The following is a 24,724-nucleotide window of genomic DNA, read 5'->3' on the forward strand; positions in this document are numbered from 1 at the left end:
CGTGATCTTCCGGAGGCGTTCGGGGATTGGAACAGCGTGTTCCGGCGCTTCAGTCGATGGAGCCGTAAGGGTGTCTGGTGGCGGATCTTCGAGGCGATGTCTGATGATCCGGACTTCGAATATCTGATCGTCGATTCCACCATCGTCCGGGCGCATCAGCACGCCGCCGGCGCGAAAAAAGGGGGTCTGAAGATCAAGCGATCGGGCGCTCGCGCGGTGGCTTAAGCACCAAGATACATATGGCCGTTCGAGGTTTGGGATGTCCCGTGCGGTTCACGCTTACCGCAGGCCAGAAGGGCGATGCACCGCAAGCCGCCACATTGATCGAGGGATTGCCCGCCGAGGTCGTCATGGCCGATACGGCCTATGACGCGGATCACTTGCGCCAGGCCATCGCAGCCAAGGGCGCGCTCGCCGTCATCCCAAACAACCCGTCACGTGCGCTCAAGCATCCGCTCGACAAGCATTTCTATGCCCAGCGCCATCCCGTCGAATGCTGCTTCAGCAAGCTCAAGCAGTTCCGCCGTGTCGCAACCCGCTTCGAAAAGACTGCCCGAAACTACCTTGCCATCGTCACCATCGCAGCCACCGTGCTTTGGCTGCGATAAGTGTCCACACGACCTAGGCCGCCTTTGCCGCCGCCCCATGCGCGTGCTTGTCGACGGCGTCGATGATTTGCGGCCAGAAGCGCATTGGTAGTGCGTGACCCATGCCGTCGATCATCAGAAGTGTTGCGTTGGGTATCGATGCCGCGGTGTCCTTGCCGCCTTCGGGGCGCACCAGCGGATCCACCGTGCCGTGGATGACCAGCGTCGGCGTCTTCACGCTGTGCAAGCGCTCCTTGCGGCTGCCGGAGGCGAGCACGGCGCGCAACTGCCGCCCGACGCCGGCCGGATTCAGCCCGCGTGCGAATACGCGTTCGGCGCGGCCGGGATCGAGCGCCTCTTCCTCCGGAAAATGGCCGGCGCGCAGCACCTTCCAGGTCTCGCCATAGCGCACGATGAATTCCTCCTTGCTGCGCGGTGGCGGCGCCATCAGCATGGCAGCCGCCTCGCGCGTCGGCGGCGGCACGCGCGGATTGCCCGTCGTCGACATGATCGAGGTGAGCGAGCGCACGCGCTGCGGAAACGACAGCGTGATTTCCTGCGCGATCATGCCCCCCATCGAGGCGCCGACGAGATGCGTCGACTTGATTCCGAGCGCATCCATCAGTCCGACCGTGTCCCTGGCCATGTCGATCAGCTTGTATGTGGCGGCCACCGGAATCTTCAGGAAGCGCAGCTTCAACAGCTCTAACGGCGTCAGCCGCTTGCCGCCGGTCAGATGGCTGGACTTGCCGATGTCGCGATTGTCGAAGCGGATCACGCGAAAGCCGCGGGCGGCGAGCTGTTCGCAGAACGCGTCGTCCCAGTGGATCATCTGGGCGCCTAACCCCATGATCAGCAGCAGAGGCTCGGCGTTGTCGTTGCCGAAAATCTCGTAGCAGATGTCGATGCCGTTGGCGCGGACGATCTGCGGCGGCTGATGAGCGGAAGCATTCACGGGCCCGTTCCCCCTTGCTGGCAGTCAGCGTTGTATCGCACGGTTTGCCGCCGCAAAGAAGCCGCGTGCGCGACATCAGGCCGCCGCTCGTGGGTTGACCCGCCCGTCACAACGGTGTGGTATGGCGGGAAAAGAAGGGCAAGAGCCCTCGAGCTGGAGGACGCCGATGACCGACAAGATCAACGATCCGGTCGCCTTGTGGCAGAAGATGATTGGCGAGATGGAGAAAGGCTTCAACTCGTTTGCTACCAATGCGATGGAGACACCCGAATTCTCGCAGGCCATGAACCGGGCCGGCGGCGTTGCTGCGGGTGCTCAGAAGCAGTTCGGCGATGTCATGGAGAAGTATCTTCTCTCGATGAATCTGCCGAGCCGCGAGCAGATGACCGGCATTGCCGAACGGCTGCAATCCATCGAGGGCCAGCTAGGCGAGATCAAGTCCATGCTCAGCCAGATGTCGGCCTCGTCAGGCACGTCGCCAGCAGGCGCAGCGCCCCGGCCGCCGCGCACGAAGCGCCCGCCGCCCGAGAGCGGAGAGTCGAAATGAACGCGCCGACGGGACTTGATTTCGCATCGATCCCGGAGCGCATCCAGTCCGAGGTGCAGCGTGCCATCATGCGCAGCATCAAGGGCGTCGAATATTTCTCGACCTCAGGGCCCACGCTCGGGTCGACGCCGAAGGACGTGCTGCATTCGCGCGGCACGATGAGCCTCTATCACTACCGCCCGATGTCGGAGGAGATCTACCGCGTTCCAGTGCTGATCGTGATGGCCACCACCAACCGCGGCTACATCCTCGATCTCGTGCCGGGCCAGAGTTTTATCGAGTTCCTTTTGAAGCGCGGCTACGACGTCTACATGCTGGACTGGACCGCGCCGCGGCCGGAGGAGAAGAGCCTGGCGATGGAGGACTATGTCCTCGACTTCATCCCGGATTGCGTTCGCCGCGTGCAACAGGATTCCGGCGAGCAGGACGTCTCCGTGATCGGTTATTGCTTCGGCGGCGTGCTGTCGCTGCTCTACGGCTCGATCTTTCGGGATGGGCCGATGAAAAATCTGATCTGCTTCACCACGCCGATCGATTTTCGCGAGATGAAGCTGTTCTCGAATTTTTCCGACCGCCGCTATTTCGACGTCGACCGGCTCGTCGACAGCGTCGGCAACGTTCCGCCCGAGATGATTCTCTCCTCCTTCGAGATGCTGCGCCCCGCCTCGCGCACGGTGAGCCAGATCCAGCTCTGGGAGAACATCTGGAACGACGAGTTCGTCAAATCCTACCGGATGTTCGACCGCTGGGCGACCGACACGCTGCCGCTCGCCGGCGAATATTTCCGCGCCATCACCAAGGACCTGATGTGGGACAACAAGCTCTTCAATGACACCATGTCGGTGGGGGGACGCGCGGCAAAGCTCGAAGACATCAAGGTGCCGATCCTGCATGCGGTCGCTGAGCACGATCACATCGTGCCATATGACGCCGCAAAGCATCTGATCACGAAGATCGGGTCCGAGGACAAGGAAGAGGTGATGCTGAAGGGCGGCCACGTCTCGCTCGTCGCCGGCGCCAACGCGATCAAACGGCTGTGGCCGAAACTGGATACCTGGCTGGGGAAGAGATCGACATGAGTGAAGCGCGTTCCTATCCGCGTCGCGTCAAGACGGATGCTGGAGACGTCGAGATGCGCCTGATGTCCCCGGCAGATGAATCCGCCGTGCTCACCTTCGGCAAGGAGCTGCCGACGCATGATCTCCTGTTCCTGCCGCGCAACATCAGCGAGCCGAAGGTGCTGTCGGCCTGGGTCAAGGAGATCGAGCGCGGCGCGATTCAGAGCCTGCTCGCGGTGAAGGACAGCAAGGTCGTCGGTTGCGGCACGCTGGTGCGCGATCCCCATTCCTGGTCGCCCCATGTCGGCGAGATCCGGATGGTGGTGTCGCAGGACGTCCGCGGGAAGGGGGTCGGGCGGGCGTTGTCGCAGGAGACCTTTGCGCTCGCCCTCGGTGCCGGCCTCGAAAAGCTCTCGGTCCAGATGACGGTTGACCAGCAGGCGGCGATCGCCCTGTTCGAGAGCCTCGGCTTCAAGGCCGAGGCGCTGCTGCGCGACCACGTCCGGGACGTCGACGGCAAGACCCATGACATCGTCGTGCTCGGGCACAACATCGCGCAGGTCCAGGCCCAGATGGAGGCCTACGGGCTGCCAAGCGCCGTCGAGCACTAAGAGCGCCGTCCAGCCCTTAGGCAGGCAGCAAGGCCCTGCATCAGCTCCCGAAATGGCCAAGGAGGCATCATGATGCCTCCCATTAAGGCTGTTCACGATTTCGTGATATCGCAGTGCAACAGGAATGTTGCGACGCACAATTAACTGTGTCATATAAGCCGTGCCCCGGGCCAATCCGGACGGGGTGAGCCCATAGCTCAGACAATTGAGGATGGAGAGACCCCATGACGACCGAAACCAACACCGCTTTCGAGGGCTTCAAGGACGCGTTCAAGAACATCCAGAACCTGGAAGTTCCCGAGGCTGCCCGCGAATTCGTCAAGAAGACTGCCAACACCGCCAAGGATCGTGCTGCCGAAGTTTTCGCTGGCTCCGAGCGGGTGACCGCCGCCATCGAGAACGCGGTTGCTGAGTCCGTCACCGAGGCCGGCAAGATCAGCCGCAACATCCAGCAGGCGATCTACGAGGACGCCGAGGCGTTCTTCTCCGGCATCGACAAGCTCGCTTCGGCCAAGTCGGTCAGCGAAGCCGTCGAGATCCAGTCCAGCCTGCTCCGTTCGCGCGGCGAAGCGTTCGTCTCGCGCGCCAAGGCGACCACCGACTATCTCGGCAAGCTCGCCGCCAACGGCGCGAAGTCCGCTCAGGACAATTTCGCGAAGGTCTACAACAAGACCGCCTGATGTGTGCGCTCGCGTCGACAAACTGAATTTGAGGCCCGCTTCGGCGGGCCTTGTTTTTTGTACTACTGTCATTGCGAGGAGCGAAGCGACGAAGCTATCCAGAGTCTTTCCGCGGGAAGATTCTGGATTGCTTCGCTTCGCTCGCAATGACGGAGTACTGTGATGTAGTCATGACTCTATCAGGCACCTTCTCCTTCGATGCCCCCGGCGACGCCGAACGCGCGGCCGAGCTGCGCCGCGTCAAGGCGCTGGCGACGTTCGTGCTGGCCTCGACGCTCGCGCTGTTCGTGGTCGCGAAATGGCTGCTCAACGTGCACCCCGTATTCGGCTTCATCGCGGCCTTCGCGGAAGCCGCGACGATCGGTGGCCTTGCCGACTGGTACGCCGTGGTCGCGCTGTTCAAGCGGCCTCTCGGCCTGCCAATTCCGCACACCGCGATCATCCAGAGCAACCAGGCTCGCATCGCCGACAAGCTCGGCGAATTCATCCAGGTGCATTTCCTCGAGGCGGGTCCGGTCGAGGCGAAGCTGAAGGAGATCGACTTCGGCTCCTTCGTCGCCGACTGGCTGCGTGACCGCAAGCGCAGCGACGACCTCGCGCGCTTTGCGTTGCGGCTGTTGCCGGAGGCTTTCTCCGCAACGGAAAGCTCGGGCCTGATGACCTTCATCATCCGCCGCATGTCTTCGCAACTGCAGGCCATCGACCTCGCGCCGCTCGCGGCCGGCACGCTGCGCGGCTTCGTTGCGGAGGGGCGGCACCAGGGGCTGTTCGACGATCTCCTGCGCGTCATGCACGACACGCTGACGGGGAAGGAGACAATGGCGATGATCCGCGAGAAGGTGCGCGCGGAATTGCCGACCCTGCTCAGGCTCTATCGCGCCGACAAGTTTCTGGTGAACAAGATCGTGGCATCTGCGAGCGCCTTCTTCGAGGAGGTGCGCAGCGATCCCAAGCATCCGTTTCGCGGCGAGTTCGATCGCATGGTGCTGACCTTCGTCGACCGGCTCGGCACCGACCAGACCTATATTGACCGCATCGACGGTCTGAAGCGGGATCTCTTGGCGCGGCCCGAGCTTGCGGATCTTGCGCGCACGGTGTGGGCCAACACGCGCGCCTTCATCGAACGTAGCGCCTCCGGCGAGACCCAGGTACTTCAGCATCATCTCGCCGGCATGTTCGTCGCGGCGGGAGAGGCGCTCGCCGGCGACACTGAGCTGCGCGGCGAGATCAACAAGGGCCTGGTCACGGTGCTGCGCAGCTTCGTCGCCGACCAGAAGAGCGGCGTCTCGACCTTCATCTCCGACCAGGTCAAGTCGTGGAATATGACGCAGTTGATTTCGCTGATCGAAATCAACATCGGCCGCGACCTGCAATACATCCGCTTCAACGGCTCGCTGATCGGCGGGCTCGCAGGCCTTGCGCTCTACTCCGCAGAATTCCTGCTCCGGCTGCTGTGACTTTTGCGTCACGGCCGTTAGCATTAACGCGCGGACCTATTGTCGCTCCCGTTTGTACCGGCTTGAATGTCGGGAACCGGCCGCCTAGCTGATTCATGTTGCGCTGCGGAACGATCAAGAAGCCGGCGTCTTGCAATTCATGCCCATCGACCGGCATCGCGGCCGGTGCCTTCAGAGGAAACGTTGATGACCGCTACTGCCCAGACGCTGCGCCCGCCGTCCCGCACCCTGATGTTTCTGGAGGGGCGGGCGATCCACGAACTCGGCGCCTTCCTCGGCGCGCTGCCACTGCTCAGCCTCGCGCCGCGCGGCGACGGCCACCCGGTGCTGGTGTTGCCCGGCCTTGTTGCGTCGGACGCCTCGACGCGGCCGCTGCGCTCGTTCCTCAAGGGCAAGGGCTATGCCGTCAGCGGCTGGCGCCAGGGCCGCAACTATGGCCTGCGTCTGGGCGTCCAGGATGCGATGGTCGATCTCGTCCAGGGGCTCAACGATACCCATGGTCGCAAGATCAGCCTGGTCGGCTGGAGCTTAGGGGGTCTCTACGCGCGCCAGCTTGCCAAGATGATGCCGGAGCGCGTGCGTCAGGTGATCACGCTAGGCAGCCCCTTTGCCGGCGATCCGCGCTCGACCAATGCCTGGCGCGTCTATGAATGGGCGAGCGGTCGTAAAGCCGACGAAGTCGATCCGCGCTTCGGCGGCGAGCTCTCCGTCCCGCCGCCGGTGCCGACCACCGCGATCTTCAGCCGCACCGACGGCGTCTGCGCCTGGCAGGGCTGCATGGAGAAGACGGGCGCGCAGACCGAGAGCATCGAGGTCGAGAGCAGCCATTGCGGCATGGGACATCACCCCGCCGCCGTTTACGCGGTGGCTGATCGTCTGGCGCAGAAGGAGGGCCAGTGGCAGCCCTTCGATCGCGGCGGCTGGCGCAGCCTGGTTTACCCCGATCCGCATCGCTGAGCGGGCCTGTATGGTTCGAGACGCGCGGCGCTGCCGCGCTCCTCACCATGAGGGCTTGAGACCTGAATCCTCGCGATAGCTGTTCGACCTCATCCTGAGGAGGCGCGAAGCGCCGTCTCGAAGGATCGAGCCCGGCTTTGGCATTAGCGCAAATCGCGCTATGCCTCTCGCATGGCGCATCCGCTTTCCCGCATCATCGACCAGCTCAAGCGCGAGCCGTCGCGCACCGGCTCCATCGTCATCACCGTGTTCGGCGATGCCATCGTGCCGCGCGGCGGCTCGGTGTGGCTCGGCACGCTGCTCGAATTCTTTGCAGGTCTCGACATCGACAGCGGCGTCGTTCGCACTGCGATGTCGCGGCTTGCCGCCGACGGCTGGCTCACGCGCGAAAAGGTCGGACGCAACAGCTTTTATCGCCTCGCCGAAAAGGGGCGCCAGACCTTCGAGGCCGCGACGCGCCACATCTACGATCCGCCGCCATCCGACTGGACCGGCCGCTTCGAGCTGCTGCTGATCGGCAACGGCGAGGACCGCGACGCCTCGCGTGAGGCGCTGCGCAATGCCGGCTTCGGCAGTCCGCTGCCGGGCGTGTGGGTCGCGCCATCGGGCGTGCCGGTGCCTGACGAGGCTGCCGGTGCGATCCGCCTCGAGGTCTCGGCCGAGGATGACAGCGGCCGCCGCCTGCTCAGCGCGAGCTGGCCGCTCGATCGTACGGCCGATGCCTATCTGAAATTCATGAAGATGTTCGAGCCGCTGCGCACCGCGATTGCGCGCGGCACTGACCTCTCTGACGCCGACGCCTTCACCGCGCGCATGCTCTTGATCCACTATTATCGCCGCGTGGTGCTGCGCGATCCGCTGCTGCCGGGCGAATTGCTGCCGGCGGACTGGCCGGGCAGGGCGGCTCGCGAGCTCTGCGGCGAGATCTATCGCGCGCTCCTGGTCCGGTCGGAACAATGGCTTGATGACCACGGAACCAATGAAAAGGGGACGCTCCCCGCGGCGCGGAAGCTGCTGGAACGGAGGTTCGGCGCCTAAAGCGCGGTGCGATTGGGATAAATCGTCATCGCGCTTCAGGTTATTGTTTGCGCATGATCTCCGCGCAAACGTGTTCCGCGTTTGTCGCGAGGGAAAACCGCTTCGCACTTTTCCGGATCATGCATTGGATTTTATGTTACAGAAATATCTTGCATGATCTAATTTTTGTTATATATTGCCTCCCAATAAATCGGGAGGATGCGCATGTACACCCAGGCGCTGAACACGGCCGAGGCCGACGATCGCGGCCTCGAGGATGCCGCCAAGGCTGCGCAATTCCAGGCGCGGATCGATGCCGAGGAGCGCATCGAGCCGAACGACTGGATGCCTGCGGCCTACCGCAAGACGCTTACCCGGCAGATCTCCCAGCACGCCCATTCCGAAATCGTCGGCATGCTGCCCGAAGGCAACTGGATCACCCGCGCGCCGACGCTGCGGCGTAAGGCGGCGTTGCTCGCAAAAGTGCAGGACGAATGCGGCCACGGGCTCTATCTCTATGCCGCTGCCGAGACGCTCGGCTCCTCGCGCGAGGAGCTGGTCGATGCGATGCTCGCCGGCAAGGCCAAGTACTCCTCGATCTTCAACTATCCGACGCTGACCTGGGCGGACATTGGTACCATCGGCTGGCTGGTCGACGGCGCTGCGATCATGAACCAGATCCCGCTGTGCCGCTGCTCGTATGGTCCCTACGCGCGCGCGATGATCCGCGTCTGCAAGGAGGAGTCCTTCCACCAGCGCCAGGGCTACGAGATCATGCTGACGCTGTGCCGCGGCTCGGACGAGCAGAAGGCGATGGCGCAGGACGCATTGAACCGCTGGTGGTGGCCGGTGCTGATGATGTTCGGCCCGCCCGATGCAGCAAGCCAGCACAGCGACACCTCGACGAGATGGAAGATTAAGCGCTTCTCCAATGACGAGCTGCGGCAGAAGTTCGTCGATGCCACGGTGCCGCAGGCCCAATATCTCGGGCTGACCATTCCCGATCCCGCCATGACGCAGGATGCCGACGGACACTGGCGCTACAGCGAGATCGACTGGACCGAATTCAAGCAGGTGCTCGCCGGCAACGGCCCCTGCAACCGCGACCGCATCGCCGCGCGCCGCAAGGCGCATGACGACGGCGCCTGGGTGCGCGAGGCGGCAGCTAGCTATGCAGCGAAACGCCAGCACCGCCAGACCGCGCAAGCTGCGGAGTAGGGAGATCACGATGGCCACGCCGAACACACCGCTGTGGGAAGTCTTCATTCGTAGCCGCAACGGGCTCGCGCACAAGCATGTCGGCTCGCTGCATGCGAGCGATGCCACCATGGCGCTGCAAGCCGCGCGCGACATCTACACCCGTCGCGGCGAGGGCCTGTCGATTTGGGTGGTGCCGTCCACTGCCATTACGGCGAGCGATCCCGCCGAGAAGGGCATGATGTTCGAGCCTGCGGAATCCAAGATCTACCGGCATCCGACGTTTTACGAGGTGCCGGAAGAAGTCGGGCACATGTAGCTCTCTCAACCCTCATGGTGAGGAGCCGCGAAGCGGCGTCTCCGGAAGATGCTTCGCATCGCCGGGCGAACCATGAAGGCCCGTGACGCGCGGCCCATCCTTCGAGACGGCGCTTCGCGCCTCGTCAGGATGAGGTTGGAACAAGTGGCAAGGTGGATTGAACAGATGCCAGTCGCCAACATCCAGGTCTCCGAGACACCGCTCGTGCTCTACACGCTGCGCCGCGCCGACGATGCGCTGATCCTCGGCCATAGGCTGTCGGAATGGTGCGGGCACGCGCCGATGCTGGAAGAGGATATGGCGCTCTCCAACATCGCGCTTGACCTCATCGGCCAGGCCCGCGAGCTCTACACCTATGCGGCCAAGGTTGAAGGCAAGGACAATGACGAGGACAAGTTCGCTTACTTGCGCGATGTTCGCCAGTACCGCAACCTGCTGCTGGTCGAGCAGCCGAACGGCGATTTCGCCCAGACCCTGGTGCGGCAGTTCTTCTATTCCGCCTTCGCCGATCTCTACTGGCGGGCGATGATGACCTCGCGCGACGCAACGCTCGCAGCCATTGCCGCCAAGTCCGAGAAGGAAAGCGCCTATCATTTGCGCCATGCCTCGGAGTGGATCATCCGGCTCGGTGACGGCACCGAGGAGAGCCACGCGCGTGCGCAAGGAGCGATCGATCATCTCTGGTCCTTCACCAGCGAGATGTTTGCCGTCGACGACGGCGAGCGAACCTTGATCGATGTGGGCATCGCGATCGATCCCGCAACGTTGCGCGACCGTTGGCTGACGACGCTCGCCAATGTCGCCAGCGAGGCGACGCTCTCGCTGCCGCAAAACAACTGGATGCAGCAGGGCGGCCGCGCCGGCCGGCACAGCGAGCATCTCGGCCATCTCCTCAGCGAGCTGCAATCGATGCAGCGCACCTTCCCGGGGCTGACATGGTGACGGCGCTCGACAGCAAGAGCGATCTGCGCCAGCGCGCATGGGACGCGGCGGCAAGCGTGGTCGATCCGGAGATTCCGGTATTGACCATTGCCGATCTCGGCGTGCTGCGTGATGTTGCGCTTCGCGGCGATCACGTCGAGGTCGCGATCACCCCGACCTATTCAGGCTGCCCCGCGATGAACATGATCGCGCTCGAGATCGAACTGGCGCTGGAACGCGCCGGCTTCCATCGCCCAAAAGTGCGCACCGTGCTGTCGCCCGCCTGGACCACCGACTGGATGAGCGAGGAGGGCCGCCAAAAGCTCCGCGCCTACGGCATCGCGCCGCCGCAAGCCTCTGGTTCGCGCCGCGCGCTGTTCGGCGAGCAGGCGGTCGCATGCCCGCAATGCGGCTCGGAGAATACCGAGCTGTTGTCCGAATTCGGCTCGACCTCCTGCAAGGCGCTCTGGCGCTGCAAGTCGTGCCGCGAACCGTTCGACTACTTCAAGTGTCATTGACCATGTCCGCAGCCGCACCACGTTTTCATCGTCTCGCCGTCAACGACCTCCGCCGCGAGGCCTCCGACGCGGTGTCGATGACCTTCGCCATTCCGGGCGAGCTCGCCAGCGACTATGCCTTCACGCCCGGCCAGTATCTGACGCTCCGCACCATGCTCGAAGGCGAGGAGGTGCGCCGCTCCTATTCGATCTGCTCGGGTCCTGACGACGGCGAGCTTCGCATCGCCGTGAAGAAGGTCGACGGCGGCGCGTTTTCGAATTGGGCGGCCGACGAATTGAAGTGCGGCGATGAGCTCGACGTGATGACGCCGACCGGCCGCTTCGGTGCGATCCCGCAAGGCGACACCGCGCGTGTCCATGTCGGCTTTGCCGCAGGCTCCGGCATCACGCCGATCCTGTCGATCGTCAAGGGCGTGCTGGCGCGCGAGCCCAAGAGCCGCTTCTTCCTGTTCTACGGCAACCGGGCGACCGACAACATCATGTTCCTGGAGGCGCTCGAGGAACTCAAGGACCGCTTCATCGATCGCCTCTCGATCTTCCACGTCATCTCGGGCGAGGAGCAGGATATCCCGATCCTGCATGGCCGGCTCGACGGCGAGAGGGTGAGGGTGCTGCTGCGCTCGCTGGTCTCGGCCGCAAGCGTCGATCACGTCTTCGTCTGCGGTCCGTCTGGCATGAGCGAGGAGATCGAGGCGACCTGCCGCGACCTCGGCATTGCGGATGATCGCATTCACGTCGAACGTTTCGTGTCCGAGTTCGGCGGCAAGCCGCGTCCGAAGAAGGCGGTCGCAGCCGATGCGCCGCCGAAGGCCATCGCGTCGCTGATCATCGACGGCAAGCGCCGCGATGTTCCGGTCGCCGAGGACGAAGCGATCCTCGATGCCGCGCTGCGCGCCGGCGTCGATCTGCCCTTCGCCTGCAAGGGCGGCATGTGCTCGACCTGCCGCGCCAAGCTGGTCGAGGGCGAGGCGCCGATGGACATCAACTATTCGCTGGAGCCCTGGGAGCTGAAGGCGGGGTTCGTACTGACCTGCCAGGCAAAACCCTCGTCCGAGCGGGTCGTGGTCGACTACGACCATGTCTGAGGGGCTGCATCAGAACCTGATGATGCAAATGCGTCGCATTATTTGACAGTCTTGAGCGATCGGCAGAACATCGCGCGCAAAAGAACAGGTGGGAGACGCAAGTGAATGTCAAAGCAGCCCTGTCACCGGAAGACATCGCCCGCGCCTGCGCCGATGCGATGTGGGCGGAGGACGACGCCTCGAAAGATCTCGGCATGGAGATCGTCGAGATCGGCCCGGGCTTTGCGACGCTGGCGATGACGGTGCGGCCGGACATGGTCAACGGCCAGCGCATTGCCCATGGTGGCTTCATCTTCACGCTTGCCGATTCCGCCTTCGCGTTCGCCTGCAACTCGCACAATGAACGCGTGGTCGCGGCGCAGGGGCAGATCACTTTCATCAAGCCAGGCAGGCTTGGCGATCGTCTCGTCGCAAGAGCACGCGAAGTCGCCCGCAGCGGCCGTTCCGGCATCTATGACGTGCGCGTCACCGCCGGCGACATCGTCATCGCCGAATTCCGTGGGCATTCGCGTGTCATTCGCGGCACGTGGCTGCCGACGCAAGATCAGTGAGCACAAGAACAAACAAATGATGTGGGGAAGCGAGGATGGCTCTGACCAGGCTGAAGGCAGGTGGAAACGCCTATAGTGCCGAGATGGACGCGCACGAGCGCGCCTCGCGCGACGAGATCATGGCGTTGCAGACGCAGCGCCTGGGCTGGTCGCTGAAGCACGCCTACGACAACGTCGCGCATTATCGCAAGGCCTTCGACAAGGCCGGCGTGCATCCGTCCGATTTCAAAGAGCTGTCCGATCTCGCAAAGTTTCCGTTTACGGTGAAGACGGATCTGCGCGACAACTATCCTTTCAACATGTTCGCGGTCCCCCGCGAAAAACTCGTACGCGTGCATGCCTCCTCCGGCACGACGGGCAAGCCGATCGTCGTCGGCTACACGAGGGCCGATATCGACACCTGGTCAGAGGTGATGGCGCGCTCGATCCGTGCCGCTGGTGGCCGCACCGGCATGATCATCCACAACGCTTATGGCTATGGCCTCTTCACCGGCGGCCTCGGCGTCCATTACGGCGCGGAGAAGCTCGGCTGCACGGTGGTGCCGATTTCCGGCGGCATGACCGAGCGGCAGGTGCAGCTTATCAACGATTTCCGACCTGACATCATCACGGTGACGCCGAGCTACATCTTGGCGATCCTCGACGAGTTCAAGCGCCAGAAGCTTGATCCGCGCCAATGCTCGCTCAAGGTCGGGATTTTTGGCGCCGAGCCCTGGACCAACGCGATGCGCGGCGAGATCGAAGAGGCCTTCGACATGGATGCGACCGACATCTATGGCCTGTCCGAAGTGATCGGTCCGGGCGTCGCGCAGGAATGCATCGAGACCAAGGACGGTCTGCACATCTGGGAGGATCACTTCTACCCCGAGGTGATCGATCCCGAGACCGGCGCCGTGCTGCCCGACGGCGAAAAGGGCGAGCTGGTCTTCACCTCCCTCACCAAGGAAGCCTTCCCGGTGATCCGCTATCGCACCCGCGATCTCACGCGCCTCCTGCCCGGCACAGCGCGGCCGGGGATGCGGCGGATGGAGAAGGTGACGGGGCGTTCGGACGACATGATCATCCTGCGCGGCGTCAACCTGTTCCCGACCCAGATCGAGGAGGTGCTGCTCGCGACCGAGTGGTGCGGAGGCCACTTCATCATGGAACTGACCCGCGAGGGCCGGATGGATGAGCTGACCATCATCGCGGAGGCGCGCCCCGAAAGCTGGGACGGCCGCGGGCTCGTCGACCACGCCGAGCGTATATCGACTCACATCAAGAACACCATCGGCATCACCGCCAAGGTGCGGGCGGTCGCGCCGGCTACGCTGGAGCGATCGCTCGGCAAGGCGAAGCGCCTCTTCGACAAGCGTCCGAAGGATTGACTTGACCGGCCCCAAAGGCGACAAGGCCCGCGAGAAATCGTGGGTCTTTCGATGTCGGCAACCGATAGCAAAACCGTCGAAGCGCGCTGCGTGCGCCTCAATGCCAAGGCCGAGAATGCAGCGGCGCTTGCGCCTCGCGTCGAGCATCACGCGCTCGCCCGTGGTGCCAACGACGTCCTGATCGAAGTGAAGGCCGCCGCCGTCAACCCGTCCGACGTGAAGGCTGCGACCGGCTTGATGCCCTATGCCGTGTTTCCGCGAACGCCCGGCCGTGATTATGCCGGCGTCGTCATCGACGGCCCGGCCGGCACGATCGGCCGCGAGGTGCTCGGCTCCTCTGGCGACCTCGGCATCCGCCGCGACGGCACCCACGCCACCCATCTTGTCGTCGAGCTTGATGCCGTGGTGGAAAAGCCCAAGGCGCTGTCCTGGGAGGAAGCCGCCGGCATCGGCGTGCCCTTCGTCACCGCAATGGAAGGTTTTCGTCGCGCTGGCCTGCCGAAGCAGGGCGAGACCGTGCTGGTGATGGGCGTTAACGGCAAGGTCGGCCAGGCCGCCGTGCAGATCGCGACCTGGCAGGGCGCGCGCGTGATCGGCGTGGTGCGCAAGGCGGAGGCCTATGAAGGCCATACCAACGCGCCCGTCGAGGTGATCGACTCTTCCGCCACCGATGTCGCCGCGCGCGTACGCGAAGCGACCGGCGGCAAGGGGGCGGACATCGTCTTCAACACGGTCGGCGATCCCTACTTCCAGGCCGCGCACAAGTCGCTCGCCTTGCGTGGCCGCCAGATCCTCATCGCGGCGATCGACCGCATCGTGCAGTTCAACATCCTGGAATTTTACCGTGGCCAGCACACCTATGTCGGCATCGACACGCTCGGCCTGTCATCGACCGCGACGGGAGGAGTGCTGCGCGATCTCGGTCCGGGCTTTGCCAGCGGACAGCTGAAGCCGTTTCCGATTAAGGAAGGCGCGATCTATGCGCTTGAGCGTGCCAAAGAGGCTTACGCCGCCGTTGCGGGTTCCTCGCGCGATCGCGTGATCCTGAAGCCGTAACGATGGCATCGTCGACCCAACTCGTCATCCTCGCTGGCGTCGCCATCGGCCTCGTCTACGGCGCCGTCGGCCTGCTCAGCGATTTCTGCCTGATGAGCAGCATGCGCGGGTACCTCGCGGACGGCGACGGCCGGCTGGTCCGCACCTACGCGCTGGCGATCGCAGTCGCGATCGCGGCGAGCCAGTTCCTTGCCGGAAGCGGCACGGTCGATCTCGGCAAGTCGATCTATCTGCAACAGACCTTCTCGGCGCCGGTGCTGTTCCTTGGCGGGCTCCTGTTCGGCTACGGCATGGTGCTGTCGAACGGCTGTGGCTCGCGCGCGCTGGTGCTGCTCGGCCGCGGCAATCTTCGCTCCTTCGTCGTCGTGATCGTGCTGGCGATCGCCGCCCAGATGACGCTGAAAGGCCTGATCGCGCCGGCGCGCATCGCGCTGGTGCAGGCCTCGCAGACCACCGTGGGCGCGAATTCGCTGCCGGCGCTGTTGTCTGCTTTCGGGCTCGGCGATGCTGCCTCGCGAACGCTCGGTGCTGCCGTGCTCGCGGCCGCGCTGGCGCTGTTCGCCTTTGCCCACGCGGCGTTCCGCTGCTCGCCGGGCCAGATTGCGGCAGGCGCCATCGTCGGTCTCCTGATCGCGGGCGGCTGGTACGTCACCGGCTTCCTCGGCGCTGACGATTTCAACCCAGTGCCGGTGACCTCGCTGACCTTCATCGCGCCGATTGCGGACGCGCTGCAATACGCCATGCTCTCGACCGGCCTGACGCTCAATTTCGGCATCGCCACGGTCGCCGGCGTGTTCGCCGGCAGCCTCGTCACTGCGCTGGCGACGGGGCGCTTCCAGCTCGAAGGCTATTCATCGCCGCGCCACATGCTGCGCTCGGCGGGTGGCGCGGCGCTGATGGGCATCGGCGGCGTCATGGCCTTCGGCTGCTCGATCGGGCAGGGGCTCACTGGCCTCTCGACACTGGCGCTGGCCTCGTTCGTCGCGGTCGCCGGCATTTTGCTCGGCACCGCCGCCGGTCTACGCGGCGCGCTCCGCGTTCAGCCTCTCAAGGTCGCCTGACTGCGCAGGGGACGATTGGCGAGTGTCGCAAGGCCGATGCCGGCAACGATCAGCGTAGCCGCGACGGCAAGGCTGATGTCGATGGGCTCGCCGAGCAGGATGGCGGCACTGGCAATGCCGACGATTGGCGTCGCCGTGGTGCCGAGCGACGTCGTCAGGGCCGAGATGCTCTTGTTGACCATCGACATCGCCCAATAGGCCAGCGCGGTCCCGATCAGGCCCGAATACAGGAACAGCAGCACGAGCCGCGATGACCATTCCACGTGCGGCAGGCCGTCCGTTATCGTTGCCGTGATCGACAACACCACCGTTGCCACGAGCACTTGCCAGATCAGGAGCTGGAGCGGCGAGGCGATCCAATCATGCGATCGGAGATAGATGATGTTCGCCGCCCAGCACATGGCGGCCAGGATCACCATGCCGGCGCCGATCAGGACATTGATATTGGTCCAGTCGATTGAGGAGGGGTTCAGGATCACGGCAAGCCCGGCCAGGCCCAGCATTGCTCCGCCGACTTTCGGCGCGCTCAATGTGTCCTTCCCGAGCAGGGGTGCCGCGAGCGCGACCCAGAGCGGTGTCGTATAGCCGAGCACGATGCCCTTGCTGGCGGGAATGAAGCGCAGGCCGGCGGCGGCCAGTGTCGAGAACAGCGTCATATGCAAAAGCGCCACGCTCAGGATCACGGGGACGTCGTGTCGATTCGGAATCACCAGATTGTTGTTCGCGCGCAGGATCACGAACAGGCCGACGAGCGCGATCCAGCTCCGGATCGCCGCGCTCCACAGCGGGGGGACGAACTGCACCAGCTGCTTCGTCACCGACCAGTTCACGCCCCAGGCCAGCACGACGATCAGGAACAGGCCGATGGCTGCGCGTGGTGACAGGGAGGCGTTCATTGCAAGATCCTTGAAGCGGCGCAGCCCGGCAGATAGCATCGCAATTGGCACTTAAAAAAGTGCCAGATTGGAAAGAACTAAGGTGCCAGTTTCCGATGCAATGATCTCCGGGCTTATCACGCTGGAGCGATCCGGCGAGGCAGGGCTGGTAGTGCAATTGACCGGCCAGCTCAGGCGCCTGATCGCGAGCGGTCGGATCGGCAAGGATCGTGTGCTGCCGTCGAGCCGCCGGCTTGCGAGCGATCTCGGCGTGTCCCGCAACACCGTCAGCTTCGCGTTCGAGCAGCTCGCCGCTGAGGGCTACCTCGCGATGTCGCACGGGCGGCGTCCGGTGGTGATGGTCGATGGCGGCGAACGGACCGAGGGAGCAGGCACCGCCGTATCGCGCGTGCAGCCCGGAAAGCCCCGGCTCTCGCCCTGGGCCTCCAAGTTGCGCGAGACGGACTGGCCGATGTCTTATCTCGCGTCGTTGCGACCGCTAAGGCCCGGCCACGCCGACGCCCGGGAGTTTCCGAACGAGATCTGGGCACGTTGCCTGCGCCGCAGCGCCGTGCAGTCGGCGAGGCGCGAGATCGGAGCGGTCAACCGGCCACGCCTGCGGGAGGCTTTGGCGCAGTATCTTGCGACCAGCAGGGGCGTTCGCGCAGCGGCGGCGCAGGTGATGATCCTGCCGAGCGCGCAGGCCGCGCTGACCTTGATTGCCGCCACGCTTATCACGCCCGGTGACGAGGTCTGGGTGGAGGATCCAGGCTATCCGGGTGCCACGGCCGCCTTCCGCGCTTCCGGCGCACGCGTGGTCGGCATGGGGCTGGATGAGCAGGGCATGCAGCGGGTAGCTGGAACGGTCGCGCCAAGGCTCATCTTCATGACGCCATCGCACCAGCACCCGACGGGGCGATTGATGTCGCTTGTCCGCCGCACCGAATTTCTCGCTGCAAGCCGGCCGGGCAAGACCTGGATTATCGAAGACGACTACGACGGCGAATTCCACTACGACAGCCGGCCGGTGCCCTCCTTGCAGGGGCTCGATGCCCACGGCCGCGTGTTCTATGTCGGCACCTTTTCGAAGGTGATGACCTCGGACATCCGCCTCGGATATCTCGTCACGCCGCCGGCCCTGTGCGACACGTTGGAGATCGCGCAGCGGCACATGGGACTGATCGCGGCCAGTCACATCCAGGAAGCGCTGGCCGAGTTCATCATCGATGGACACTTCCTCGCACACCTTCGCCGGATGCGCCGCCTCTACCACGCGCGCCGCGATCACCTCGTCGGCGAGATGGAACGCCGTCTGGGTGGCGTTCTTGAGGTCGAGACGCCCTCGGGCGGCATCCAACTCGTTGCACGCCTCAAGCGCGGCGGCGCAGACCGGGCAGCGGTCAAGCGGCTGGTTGAGGCTGGAGTCGAGACGCGGGCGTTATCGACCCTGTCGCTCGGCCGGCCGCGCGATCATGGCTTGCTGCTCGGCTTTGCGGCCTGGCGCGAGAGCGAGATCAGCACGGCCGTGCGGACGATGGCGTCTTGCTTCTAGCGCGGTCGCTCAGTCCGCAGGCTTCGTCACGATCCGGATCTCCGACGTCAGCGTCCGGTGCACCGGGCACTTGTCGGCGATCTCCATCAGCTTCTTGCGCTGCTCGGCATCGAGTGTGCCGTCCATCGCGATCACGCGGTCGATCTGGTCGAGCATGCCGTCGCGGGTCTCGCATTCTTCGCAATCTTTCGCGTAGATCTTGGCGTGCTTCAGCGTCACCGTGACGCGATCGAGCGGCAGCGATTTGCGGTCGGCATAGAGCCGCATGGTCATGGACGTGCAGGCGCCAAGGCCAGCGAGCAGGAAATCATAGGGGCCGGGGCCGGCATCCTCGCCGCCGGCCGCGACCGGCTCGTCGGCCACCAGCCGATGCGGCCCGACGGAGATCAACTGGTTGAACTTGCTCTTGCGGGTCTCCTGTACGATGACCTGGCGCGGCGCCTCGGGGAGGCCTGCCACTTTCGCCGGTCTTGCAGCTTCGACATAGCGGCTCGCCCAGGCCGCGATCACGTCGGCGACATAAACGGCATCGCTCGCCTTGCTGAGCAGATGATCGGCGTGGTCGAGCGAGACGAAGCTCTTCGGATGTTTCGCCGAGACGAAGATCTTCGTCGCATTGTCGATGCCGACGGTGTCGTCGACGGGCGAATGCATCACCAGCAGCGCCTTGTGCAAGCCCGTGATATCCTTCATCAACTCGTGCTCGACGATGTCGTCGAGGAATTCGCGCTTGATGCGGAAGGGCCGCCCTGCGAGCGACACCTCGACCTCGCCCTGCGTACGGATGTCGTTCAGATGTTCCCTGAATAGCCCGGTGACGTGCGCTGGGTCGGATGGCGCAGCAATCGTCACCACCGCCTTGGGCTCCGGAATCTTTCCGGCTGCCGCCAGGATCGCAGCGCCACCCAGGCTATGGCCGATCAGGATCGCTGGCGCCTTTCGTGTTGCGCGCAGATGATCGGCGGCGTGCACGAGATCGGCAACGTTGGAGGAGAAGGTGGAGTTGGCGAAGTCGCCTTCGCTCGAGCCAAGCCCGGTGAAATCGAAGCGCAGCACGGCGATGCCTTTTGCTGCGAGAGCGACCGCGATCCGGCGTGCGGCCAGCACGTCCTTGCCGCAGGTGAAGCAGTGCGCAAACAGCGCGTAAGCCGCAGGTTCACCCTCCGGCAACTCCAGCGCGGCCGCCAGCAGATGGCCGCCTTCGCCTGTGAATTGAAAGCGCTCCATCGGCATGGGTATCTCCTCGACGTTGGCGTCCACCTCTCCCAACGGGAGAGGTGGGAATGTCAGTCCCCGGAATAGCGTTCTTCAGTCCAGGGATCGCCGCGGTTATGATAGCCACGGACTTCCCAATAGCCGGGCGCATCCTCGGTCAGAAACTCGATCGCCTGAAGCCATTTGGCGCTCTTCCAGAAATAAAGATGCGGCACGATGAGCCGCACTGGACCGCCATGTTCCTCGGACAGCGGCTCGCCCGACCAGCTATGGGCGAGCAGGGCGTCCTCAGCGGCGAAATCCTCCAGCGACAGATTGGTGGTGTAGCCGTCATAGGAATGCAGCACGACGAAGCGCGCATCATCGCGCGGCTGGCAGGCCGCCAGCAGCTCGCGCGTCGCAAGCCCCTCCCACTGGTTGTCGTAGCGCGACCAGGTCGTCACGCAATGGATGTCGGAGGTGAATTGCGCCTGCTTCTGCGCCGTGAATTCCGCAAACGTCCAGAACACCGGGTTTTCGACCGCGCCATAGACGTCGAGCCGCCAGCGTTCCGGCGAGATTTCCGGTGTGAGGCCCAGATCGAGCACGGGCCAGTCCTTGGTGAGATGCTGTCCGGGCGGCAGGCGCTGATCTTCCGGGCGTGCGATCCTGCCGGTGAGGAAGCGGCCCTCGCGCGCCCATTTCTCCTTGGTCCGCGTCAGCTTGCTTTCGGGCGGCGGCTCGTTCTCGTCAGCCATGATCTACTCGTGGCAATGTCTACTCGTGACATCTACTCGTAACGATGTCTACTCGTGACGATGCATCGCGGAGGCATGCTTGGTGTCGCGCATCGTAGCATAGATGATCAGCGAGAGGCAGATGATGCCGCTGAGATAGTAATAGAACCACTCCTCGTGCCCGATGGTCTTGAAGTAGAGTGCGATCGCCGGCGCCGTGCCGCCGAACAGGGAGACCGTGATCGCATAGGGTAGCCCCACGCCGAGCGCGCGGACATTGGTCGGGAACAGCTCGGCCTTCACCACCGCGTTGATCGAGGTGTAGCCGGCGACGAACAGCCAGGCGCAGCAGATCAGCACGAATGCCATGAAGGGCGATTTCGTCTCCTTCAGCGTCATCAGCAGCGGGACGGTTGCGAGCGTGCCGGCGACGCCGAAGAAGATCAGCAGCGGCTTGCGTCCGATTTTGTCGGAGATCGCGCCATAGATCGGTTGCAGGATGGTCGCGAAGATCAACGTGCCGAAGATCACGAAGGTGGTCTGGTCCTCGGTGAGCCCGACCGAGAGCTTGACGAAGGTCTGCATGTAGGTGGTGAAGGTGTAGAATGCCGCGGTACCGCCCGCGGTCAGTCCCACCACCAGCAACAGCTCCCGCGGATATTTCAGGAGGTTTGCGATGGAGCCGGTCGGCTTCACCACCTTCTTGGCTTCCTCGAACGCCTCGGTCTCATGCAGGCCGCGCCGCATCACCGCGGCGAAGATCGCCAGCATTGCACCGATCGCAAACGGAATGCGCCAGCCCCAGGCCTTCAGCTCCTCGGGCGTGAGGAACACCTTTTGCAAGAGCAACAGCACGATGATCGCGGTGAGCTGTCCGCCGATCAGGGTGACGTACTGAAAGCTCGAATAGAAGCCGCGATGCCTGGGATCGGCGACCTCGCTCAAATAGGTGGCGCTGGCGCCATATTCGCCGCCGAGACTTAAGCCCTCGATCACGCGCGCGACCGCAAGGATGGCCGGGGCGGCAAGACCGATCGAGGCATAGGTCGGCGTCACCGCGATGATCAGCGAGCCGAAGCACATGAAGACGACGGAGAGCGTCAGCGATATCCGGCGTCCGAAATGATCGGCGAGATAGCCGAAGAACCAGCCTCCCAGGGGGCGCATCAGGAAGGTCGCCGCGAACACGACGGCGACGTTCAGTTGCTGGACGACAGGATCGTCGCCGGGGAAGAACGCCGGCGCGAAATACAGCGCGAACGCCGTATAGGCGTAGAAATCGTACCATTCGACGAGATTGCCGATCGAGCCGATGAAGATCGCCTTGATGCGGCGTTCGGCGTCGGCAATGTCGAATCGCTCGGAGGCCGGCTCGATTGCTTGGTCTGTCATCACCGGCCTCCCAGAACATTTTCTGTCTGGAGGCTACATGGCCTTTCCGAGCAGAAATGGCAACTGGCGGGGGCCGCGCACGGTCCCTTGCGACCAGGTCACGGTGCCGGCCGGGTTGAGCCGGAAGTCCGGGATTCGCTTCAACCATTCCTCAATTGCGACCTGCATCTCCATCCGCGCCAGGTTGGAACCGACGCAGCGGTGGATGCCGAGGCCGAAGGCGGCATGGCGGTTCTCCCGGCGATCGAGCACGACCCTGTCGGCATCGGGGAACATTTTGGGGTCGCGGTTGGCGGCGGGGAAGGACAGCAGCACCATGTTGCCCGGCTTGACCGGACAGCCGGCGATGGTCGTCTCCTTCATCACCTCGCGCGCCATCGTCACTGGCGAATAGGCGCGCAAGAGTTCCTCGACAGCGATCGGCATCAGCTCGGGCTCGGCGATCAGGCGCTCGCGGTCTGCAGGCGTCTTTGCAAGGTGCCAGAGCGAGGAGCCGATCGCACTCCAGGTGGTGTCGATGCCGGCGATCAGGAGCAGCCGCAGCGAGCCGTAGATGTGGGAGTCATCGAGCGGCTGCCCGTTCTTGTCACGGGCGTTGAGGAGATAGGAGATCAGGTCGTCGCCCGGCGCCTTCTTGCGCGCTTCGACATGGCCGGCGAAATAGTTGGTCATCTCCTCGGCCGCCTGCTTCAGCATCATCTCGTTCTTGATGCTCAGCTCGAGGATCATGTGGATCCACTTGATGAAGAGGTCGCCGTCGCTCTCGGGGATGCCGAGCATGTGAGCGATCGCGCGCACCGGGATGTGCTTGGTGTATCGCGCGGCGGCGTCGACCTTGCCATCGGCGATGAATTCGTCGATCAGCTCGTTGCAGATGGCGCGGACGCGCGGCTCGAGCTTCTTCATCGCATCCGGCGTGAACGGCGGCAGCAGCAATTGCTTGGCCGGCTTGTGGTCCGGCGGATCGGAGGTGATCGGCGGCGCCGCGTTCTTGGCGACTTCGGGCCGTTCATCGCGAACGATGATGCGACGCGAGGAGAAGCTTTCGGTGTCGTTGGCGATCTGCCGCACCGCTTCGTAGGTCGTCGGCAAATAGCAGCCGAGAAAGCGCTCGGTGTGCACGACAGGGCTTGCGGCACGCATCTGGTCCCAGATCGGGAAGGGATCTTCCGTCCAGCGCGGATCGGTGTGATCAAAATCGTGGAGCCAATCGGTGACGGGCGGATGGGCGGCGGGTTGGCTGACGTCGGACATCTCTGGATCCTTGGGGCTTGTGTTCACGGAAGAACGCAGGAACGTGCGGCGCACTACTCCTCGGTCACTTCGATTGCGATTTCCGGACAGTTGGATTTGGCAAGCCAGGCCTTGTCTTCAAGGCCGGCCGGCACGGTGCCGTCGCCGACCTCATGCGCATTGCCGTATTCGTCAAGCTCGAACAGTTCCGGCGCCAGCGCCTTGCAGCGTGCGTGCCCCTGACACTTTTCGGGATCGACGTGAACCCTCAGTCGTTCTGCCATCTAAGCTCCCTCGGTGATGCGCATGCAGACCCCATGCGGGGCCGGGCGCGTTCCTCAATTGATTTTTGTCCGCGGCGTTCACCGCGAGGTTAAGTTATAGTATATTACATTGCGGACGGGCTTTCCCTGTCAAGCGCAAACTTATAGGTTTCCGCTCAACATGCCGACGCAACTCGCCCGCAAGCCGCAAAACGCCTATCACCATGGCGATCTTCGTGATGCCCTGATCAAGGCCGCCTTGCGCGAGGCCGAGCAGGGCGGGGCGGAGGCGATCAGCATCAAGGCACTGGCGAAGGAACTCGGCGTGTCGCAACCTGCGCCGTATCGTCATTTCGCCGACCGCGAGGCGCTGCTCGCCGCGGTGACGGCGGAAGCCTTCCGGCAATTCACCGCTGTGCTGCGCGAGGCCATGGCGAAGCCATCGAAGCAGTCGAGGCTTTCGCGGCTCGCCCAGGCCACGCTGGATTTCGGCCTGCGCCGCAACGGCATCTACCGGCTGATGTTCGCCTCGCGCACCGTCTCCTGTGCGGACGCGGGGAGCGAGTTGCACGCGGCAACCAACGAGACCTTCGCGCTCGTGATCGAGGCGCTGGAGGCGCCGGCCGTCGGCTATTTGCGCGAGCGCCATGCGCTGAAGATCTGGGCCGCGCTGCACGGCGTGGTGATGTTGGCCGAGCAGGGCATGCTCACCGGCCGGTCGGCGCATACCACGCGCGAGGAGCTGGTCGAGGATTTCGTCGCCGAGACCAAGCTCGCGCTGGAGGTCGCGATCAAGGGAGTGCGCCGCGGCAAAGCCGACTAGCGCGTCGCCGACAACAGCTTCATCAGTTTCAGCACGGCGCTGTCAGGCGTCGTCACCACCGGCTTGCCGGTCGCATCCGCAACCAGCGGCGCGGTGGACGCGATGCTGAATTGGGCGAGCGCGATCACGTCGCAGTCGCGCAGGTCTTTTGAGGCTTCCGCAATCAGGCGGTCGTGCGTGGCGCGGTCGCCGCGATCGAGCGCGGCGAGCGCGCCTTCGGCGAGCTTCGGTACGATCTCGACAGAGGCGGGAAACTCCGGCGGCATCGATTGCAACGTCGGCGGGAAGGTTGAGAGCAGGCCGATGCGCCGGCCCATCGTCACCGCCTGCTCGATCATTGCTTCATTCGGTTTCAGGACCGGCTTCGGCGCATGCGCGCGCGCAACCGCCTCGATGCAGGGCCCGAAGGCCGAGCAGGTGAACAGGATCGCGTCAGCCGCGGTCGCGACGGTATAATCCCCGAGCGCAAGGAACCGGTCGGTCATGGCGTCGGTGAGCGCGCCGTCGCGCGCCAGATCCGCCGACAGGCTGTCGTCGAGCAGGTTCATCAGTCGCGCCTCCGGCCAAAGACGCGCAAAGGCCGACTCGATCGGCGCGATGGAATGCTTGAGGGCGTGGATCAGGGTGATGCGCATGAGGTTTCGTTGCTGCCTTCTCATCCCTCTCCCCGTTCTTACGGGGAGAGGGTTGGGGTGAGGGGCTCTATCCATA

Annotated in this window: 26 protein-coding genes and 1 pseudogene; 19 read left to right on the forward strand and 8 right to left on the reverse strand. The window is 64.2% G+C overall.

Annotation, left to right across the window (positions count from 1 at the left end; all coding sequences use genetic code 11):
• Positions 1 to 608: pseudogene (locus tag YUU_RS56820) on the forward strand (IS5 family transposase); the annotation flags it as partial.
• A 13-nt stretch (positions 609 to 621) separates the two neighbouring features.
• Here YUU_RS56820 and YUU_RS0130715 read toward each other — a convergent pair.
• Positions 622 to 1,542, reverse strand: a complete 921-nt coding sequence (locus tag YUU_RS0130715) for an alpha/beta fold hydrolase (protein WP_027525804.1) — start codon at positions 1,540 to 1,542, stop codon at positions 622 to 624.
• A gap of 166 nt (positions 1,543 to 1,708) precedes the next feature.
• Between YUU_RS0130715 and YUU_RS0130720 the strand changes: the two genes are divergently transcribed.
• The 16 genes from YUU_RS0130720 to YUU_RS0130795 all read left to right on the forward strand — a co-directional run bounded on the left by YUU_RS0130720 (position 1,709) and on the right by YUU_RS0130795 (position 15,944).
• Positions 1,709 to 2,089, forward strand: coding sequence for a hypothetical protein (locus YUU_RS0130720; RefSeq protein ID WP_027525805.1), 381 nt, complete (start codon positions 1,709 to 1,711; stop codon positions 2,087 to 2,089).
• A complete protein-coding gene (locus YUU_RS0130725; protein ID WP_027525806.1) occupies positions 2,086 to 3,168 on the forward strand; it encodes an alpha/beta hydrolase in 1,083 nt (360 codons plus the stop codon). Before YUU_RS0130720 ends, YUU_RS0130725 begins: the two co-directional genes overlap by 4 nt.
• Positions 3,165 to 3,758 carry a GNAT family N-acetyltransferase gene (locus YUU_RS0130730; protein WP_027525807.1) on the forward strand — a complete coding sequence of 198 codons (594 nt, stop codon included), beginning with the start codon at positions 3,165 to 3,167 and terminating at the stop codon, positions 3,756 to 3,758. Before YUU_RS0130725 ends, YUU_RS0130730 begins: the two co-directional genes overlap by 4 nt.
• Positions 3,759 to 3,982: 224 nt before the next feature.
• Entirely contained in the window at positions 3,983 to 4,438 is a 456-nt protein-coding gene (locus YUU_RS0130735; protein ID WP_027525808.1) for a phasin, read from the forward strand.
• Positions 4,439 to 4,608: 170 nt separating this feature from the next.
• A complete protein-coding gene (locus YUU_RS0130740) occupies positions 4,609 to 5,895 on the forward strand; it encodes a DUF445 domain-containing protein (protein ID WP_027525809.1) in 1,287 nt (428 codons plus the stop codon).
• 186 nt (positions 5,896 to 6,081) lie between these two features.
• Entirely contained in the window at positions 6,082 to 6,852 is a 771-nt protein-coding gene (locus YUU_RS0130745; RefSeq protein WP_027525810.1) for a triacylglycerol lipase, read from the forward strand.
• 171 nt (positions 6,853 to 7,023) lie between these two features.
• Complete coding sequence (paaX, locus tag YUU_RS0130750) at positions 7,024 to 7,890, forward strand: phenylacetic acid degradation operon negative regulatory protein PaaX (protein WP_027525811.1); 867 nt, start codon at positions 7,024 to 7,026, stop codon at positions 7,888 to 7,890.
• A gap of 204 nt (positions 7,891 to 8,094) precedes the next feature.
• Positions 8,095 to 9,087 carry a 1,2-phenylacetyl-CoA epoxidase subunit PaaA gene (gene paaA, locus YUU_RS0130755; RefSeq protein WP_027525812.1) on the forward strand — a complete coding sequence of 331 codons (993 nt, stop codon included), beginning with the start codon at positions 8,095 to 8,097 and terminating at the stop codon, positions 9,085 to 9,087.
• Between the two features lie 10 nt (positions 9,088 to 9,097).
• Positions 9,098 to 9,385 (forward strand): 1,2-phenylacetyl-CoA epoxidase subunit PaaB, encoded by a 288-nt coding sequence (paaB, locus tag YUU_RS0130760; RefSeq protein WP_008136594.1) that lies wholly within the window; start codon positions 9,098 to 9,100, stop codon positions 9,383 to 9,385.
• Between the two features lie 165 nt (positions 9,386 to 9,550).
• Positions 9,551 to 10,327, forward strand: a complete 777-nt coding sequence (gene paaC, locus YUU_RS0130765) for a 1,2-phenylacetyl-CoA epoxidase subunit PaaC (RefSeq protein ID WP_027525813.1) — start codon at positions 9,551 to 9,553, stop codon at positions 10,325 to 10,327.
• A complete protein-coding gene (paaD, locus tag YUU_RS0130770; RefSeq protein ID WP_027525814.1) occupies positions 10,321 to 10,824 on the forward strand; it encodes a 1,2-phenylacetyl-CoA epoxidase subunit PaaD in 504 nt (167 codons plus the stop codon). The genes paaC and paaD overlap by 7 nt, the downstream gene beginning before the upstream one ends.
• A gap of 2 nt (positions 10,825 to 10,826) precedes the next feature.
• A complete protein-coding gene (paaE, locus tag YUU_RS0130775; RefSeq protein WP_027525815.1) occupies positions 10,827 to 11,909 on the forward strand; it encodes a 1,2-phenylacetyl-CoA epoxidase subunit PaaE in 1,083 nt (360 codons plus the stop codon).
• A 101-nt stretch (positions 11,910 to 12,010) separates the two neighbouring features.
• Entirely contained in the window at positions 12,011 to 12,460 is a 450-nt protein-coding gene (paaI, locus tag YUU_RS0130780) for a hydroxyphenylacetyl-CoA thioesterase PaaI (protein WP_027525816.1), read from the forward strand.
• A 35-nt stretch (positions 12,461 to 12,495) separates the two neighbouring features.
• A complete protein-coding gene (gene paaK / locus YUU_RS0130785) occupies positions 12,496 to 13,827 on the forward strand; it encodes a phenylacetate--CoA ligase PaaK (protein ID WP_027525817.1) in 1,332 nt (443 codons plus the stop codon).
• A 51-nt stretch (positions 13,828 to 13,878) separates the two neighbouring features.
• Positions 13,879 to 14,883: a zinc-binding alcohol dehydrogenase family protein gene (locus YUU_RS0130790; protein ID WP_027525818.1), complete on the forward strand. Its 1,005-nt coding sequence runs from the start codon at positions 13,879 to 13,881 to the stop codon at positions 14,881 to 14,883.
• 2 nt (positions 14,884 to 14,885) lie between these two features.
• Positions 14,886 to 15,944: a YeeE/YedE family protein gene (locus YUU_RS0130795; protein WP_027525819.1), complete on the forward strand. Its 1,059-nt coding sequence runs from the start codon at positions 14,886 to 14,888 to the stop codon at positions 15,942 to 15,944.
• Here the strand turns inward: YUU_RS0130795 and YUU_RS0130800 are convergent.
• Positions 15,923 to 16,840 (reverse strand): DMT family transporter, encoded by a 918-nt coding sequence (locus tag YUU_RS0130800; protein WP_027525820.1) that lies wholly within the window; start codon positions 16,838 to 16,840, stop codon positions 15,923 to 15,925. The two genes, YUU_RS0130795 and YUU_RS0130800, sit on opposite strands and share 22 nt — an antisense overlap.
• A 100-nt stretch (positions 16,841 to 16,940) precedes the next feature.
• On the opposite strand from YUU_RS0130800, the gene YUU_RS0130805 reads away from it, so the two are divergent.
• Positions 16,941 to 18,371 (forward strand): PLP-dependent aminotransferase family protein, encoded by a 1,431-nt coding sequence (locus tag YUU_RS0130805; protein ID WP_027525821.1) that lies wholly within the window; start codon positions 16,941 to 16,943, stop codon positions 18,369 to 18,371.
• A gap of 9 nt (positions 18,372 to 18,380) precedes the next feature.
• Here YUU_RS0130805 and YUU_RS0130810 read toward each other — a convergent pair whose 3' ends face one another.
• Genes YUU_RS0130810 through YUU_RS0130830 form a run of 5 tightly spaced genes read right to left on the reverse strand, consistent with a single transcriptional unit; the run spans position 18,381 to position 23,211 of the window.
• Positions 18,381 to 19,604 carry a bifunctional alpha/beta hydrolase/OsmC family protein gene (locus YUU_RS0130810; RefSeq protein ID WP_027525822.1) on the reverse strand — a complete coding sequence of 408 codons (1,224 nt, stop codon included), beginning with the start codon at positions 19,602 to 19,604 and terminating at the stop codon, positions 18,381 to 18,383.
• Between the two features lie 53 nt (positions 19,605 to 19,657).
• Positions 19,658 to 20,323: a sulfite oxidase-like oxidoreductase gene (locus tag YUU_RS0130815; protein ID WP_027525823.1), complete on the reverse strand. Its 666-nt coding sequence runs from the start codon at positions 20,321 to 20,323 to the stop codon at positions 19,658 to 19,660.
• A 48-nt stretch (positions 20,324 to 20,371) separates the two neighbouring features.
• Positions 20,372 to 21,694: an MFS transporter gene (locus tag YUU_RS0130820; RefSeq protein WP_027525824.1), complete on the reverse strand. Its 1,323-nt coding sequence runs from the start codon at positions 21,692 to 21,694 to the stop codon at positions 20,372 to 20,374.
• A gap of 33 nt (positions 21,695 to 21,727) precedes the next feature.
• Complete coding sequence (locus YUU_RS0130825) at positions 21,728 to 22,948, reverse strand: cytochrome P450 (protein WP_027525825.1); 1,221 nt, start codon at positions 22,946 to 22,948, stop codon at positions 21,728 to 21,730.
• Between the two features lie 53 nt (positions 22,949 to 23,001).
• A complete protein-coding gene (locus YUU_RS0130830) occupies positions 23,002 to 23,211 on the reverse strand; it encodes a ferredoxin (protein WP_027525826.1) in 210 nt (69 codons plus the stop codon).
• A gap of 160 nt (positions 23,212 to 23,371) precedes the next feature.
• On the opposite strand from YUU_RS0130830, the gene YUU_RS0130835 reads away from it, so the two are divergent.
• Positions 23,372 to 24,013, forward strand: coding sequence for a TetR/AcrR family transcriptional regulator (locus YUU_RS0130835; RefSeq protein ID WP_027525827.1), 642 nt, complete (start codon positions 23,372 to 23,374; stop codon positions 24,011 to 24,013).
• Here YUU_RS0130835 and YUU_RS0130840 read toward each other — a convergent pair.
• Positions 24,010 to 24,648, reverse strand: coding sequence for an aspartate/glutamate racemase family protein (locus YUU_RS0130840; protein ID WP_027525828.1), 639 nt, complete (start codon positions 24,646 to 24,648; stop codon positions 24,010 to 24,012). The genes YUU_RS0130835 and YUU_RS0130840 overlap by 4 nt on opposite strands.
• Positions 24,649 to 24,724 lie beyond the last annotated feature (76 nt).

It is taken from the genome of Bradyrhizobium sp. Ec3.3, assembly GCF_000472925.1.
Lineage (GTDB): Bacteria > Pseudomonadota > Alphaproteobacteria > Rhizobiales > Xanthobacteraceae > Bradyrhizobium.

What these genes read in the sequence shown, in the direction of transcription:
- YUU_RS0130720 (WP_027525805.1), top strand. Translation starts at nt 1,709, where the DNA reads ATGACCGACAAGATCAACGATCCGGTCGCCTTGTGGCAGAAGATGATT.
- YUU_RS0130725 (WP_027525806.1), top strand. Translation starts at nt 2,086, where the DNA reads ATGAACGCGCCGACGGGACTTGATTTCGCATCGATCCCGGAGCGCATC.
- YUU_RS0130730 (WP_027525807.1), top strand. Translation starts at nt 3,165, where the DNA reads ATGAGTGAAGCGCGTTCCTATCCGCGTCGCGTCAAGACGGATGCTGGA.
- YUU_RS0130735 (WP_027525808.1), top strand. Translation starts at nt 3,983, where the DNA reads ATGACGACCGAAACCAACACCGCTTTCGAGGGCTTCAAGGACGCGTTC.
- YUU_RS0130740 (WP_027525809.1), top strand. Translation starts at nt 4,609, where the DNA reads ATGACTCTATCAGGCACCTTCTCCTTCGATGCCCCCGGCGACGCCGAA.
- YUU_RS0130745 (WP_027525810.1), top strand. Translation starts at nt 6,082, where the DNA reads ATGACCGCTACTGCCCAGACGCTGCGCCCGCCGTCCCGCACCCTGATG.
- paaX (WP_027525811.1), top strand. Translation starts at nt 7,024, where the DNA reads ATGGCGCATCCGCTTTCCCGCATCATCGACCAGCTCAAGCGCGAGCCG.
- paaA (WP_027525812.1), top strand. Translation starts at nt 8,095, where the DNA reads ATGTACACCCAGGCGCTGAACACGGCCGAGGCCGACGATCGCGGCCTC.
- paaB (WP_008136594.1), top strand. Translation starts at nt 9,098, where the DNA reads ATGGCCACGCCGAACACACCGCTGTGGGAAGTCTTCATTCGTAGCCGC.
- paaC (WP_027525813.1), top strand. Translation starts at nt 9,551, where the DNA reads ATGCCAGTCGCCAACATCCAGGTCTCCGAGACACCGCTCGTGCTCTAC.
- paaD (WP_027525814.1), top strand. Translation starts at nt 10,321, where the DNA reads ATGGTGACGGCGCTCGACAGCAAGAGCGATCTGCGCCAGCGCGCATGG.
- paaE (WP_027525815.1), top strand. Translation starts at nt 10,827, where the DNA reads ATGTCCGCAGCCGCACCACGTTTTCATCGTCTCGCCGTCAACGACCTC.
- paaK (WP_027525817.1), top strand. Translation starts at nt 12,496, where the DNA reads ATGGCTCTGACCAGGCTGAAGGCAGGTGGAAACGCCTATAGTGCCGAG.
- YUU_RS0130790 (WP_027525818.1), top strand. Translation starts at nt 13,879, where the DNA reads ATGTCGGCAACCGATAGCAAAACCGTCGAAGCGCGCTGCGTGCGCCTC.
- YUU_RS0130795 (WP_027525819.1), top strand. Translation starts at nt 14,886, where the DNA reads ATGGCATCGTCGACCCAACTCGTCATCCTCGCTGGCGTCGCCATCGGC.
- YUU_RS0130800 (WP_027525820.1), bottom strand. Translation starts at nt 16,840, where the DNA reads ATGAACGCCTCCCTGTCACCACGCGCAGCCATCGGCCTGTTCCTGATC.
- YUU_RS0130805 (WP_027525821.1), top strand. Translation starts at nt 16,941, where the DNA reads ATGATCTCCGGGCTTATCACGCTGGAGCGATCCGGCGAGGCAGGGCTG.
- YUU_RS0130810 (WP_027525822.1), bottom strand. Translation starts at nt 19,604, where the DNA reads ATGCCGATGGAGCGCTTTCAATTCACAGGCGAAGGCGGCCATCTGCTG.
- YUU_RS0130815 (WP_027525823.1), bottom strand. Translation starts at nt 20,323, where the DNA reads ATGGCTGACGAGAACGAGCCGCCGCCCGAAAGCAAGCTGACGCGGACC.
- YUU_RS0130820 (WP_027525824.1), bottom strand. Translation starts at nt 21,694, where the DNA reads ATGACAGACCAAGCAATCGAGCCGGCCTCCGAGCGATTCGACATTGCC.
- YUU_RS0130825 (WP_027525825.1), bottom strand. Translation starts at nt 22,948, where the DNA reads ATGTCCGACGTCAGCCAACCCGCCGCCCATCCGCCCGTCACCGATTGG.
- YUU_RS0130830 (WP_027525826.1), bottom strand. Translation starts at nt 23,211, where the DNA reads ATGGCAGAACGACTGAGGGTTCACGTCGATCCCGAAAAGTGTCAGGGG.
- YUU_RS0130835 (WP_027525827.1), top strand. Translation starts at nt 23,372, where the DNA reads ATGCCGACGCAACTCGCCCGCAAGCCGCAAAACGCCTATCACCATGGC.
- YUU_RS0130840 (WP_027525828.1), bottom strand. Translation starts at nt 24,648, where the DNA reads ATGCGCATCACCCTGATCCACGCCCTCAAGCATTCCATCGCGCCGATC.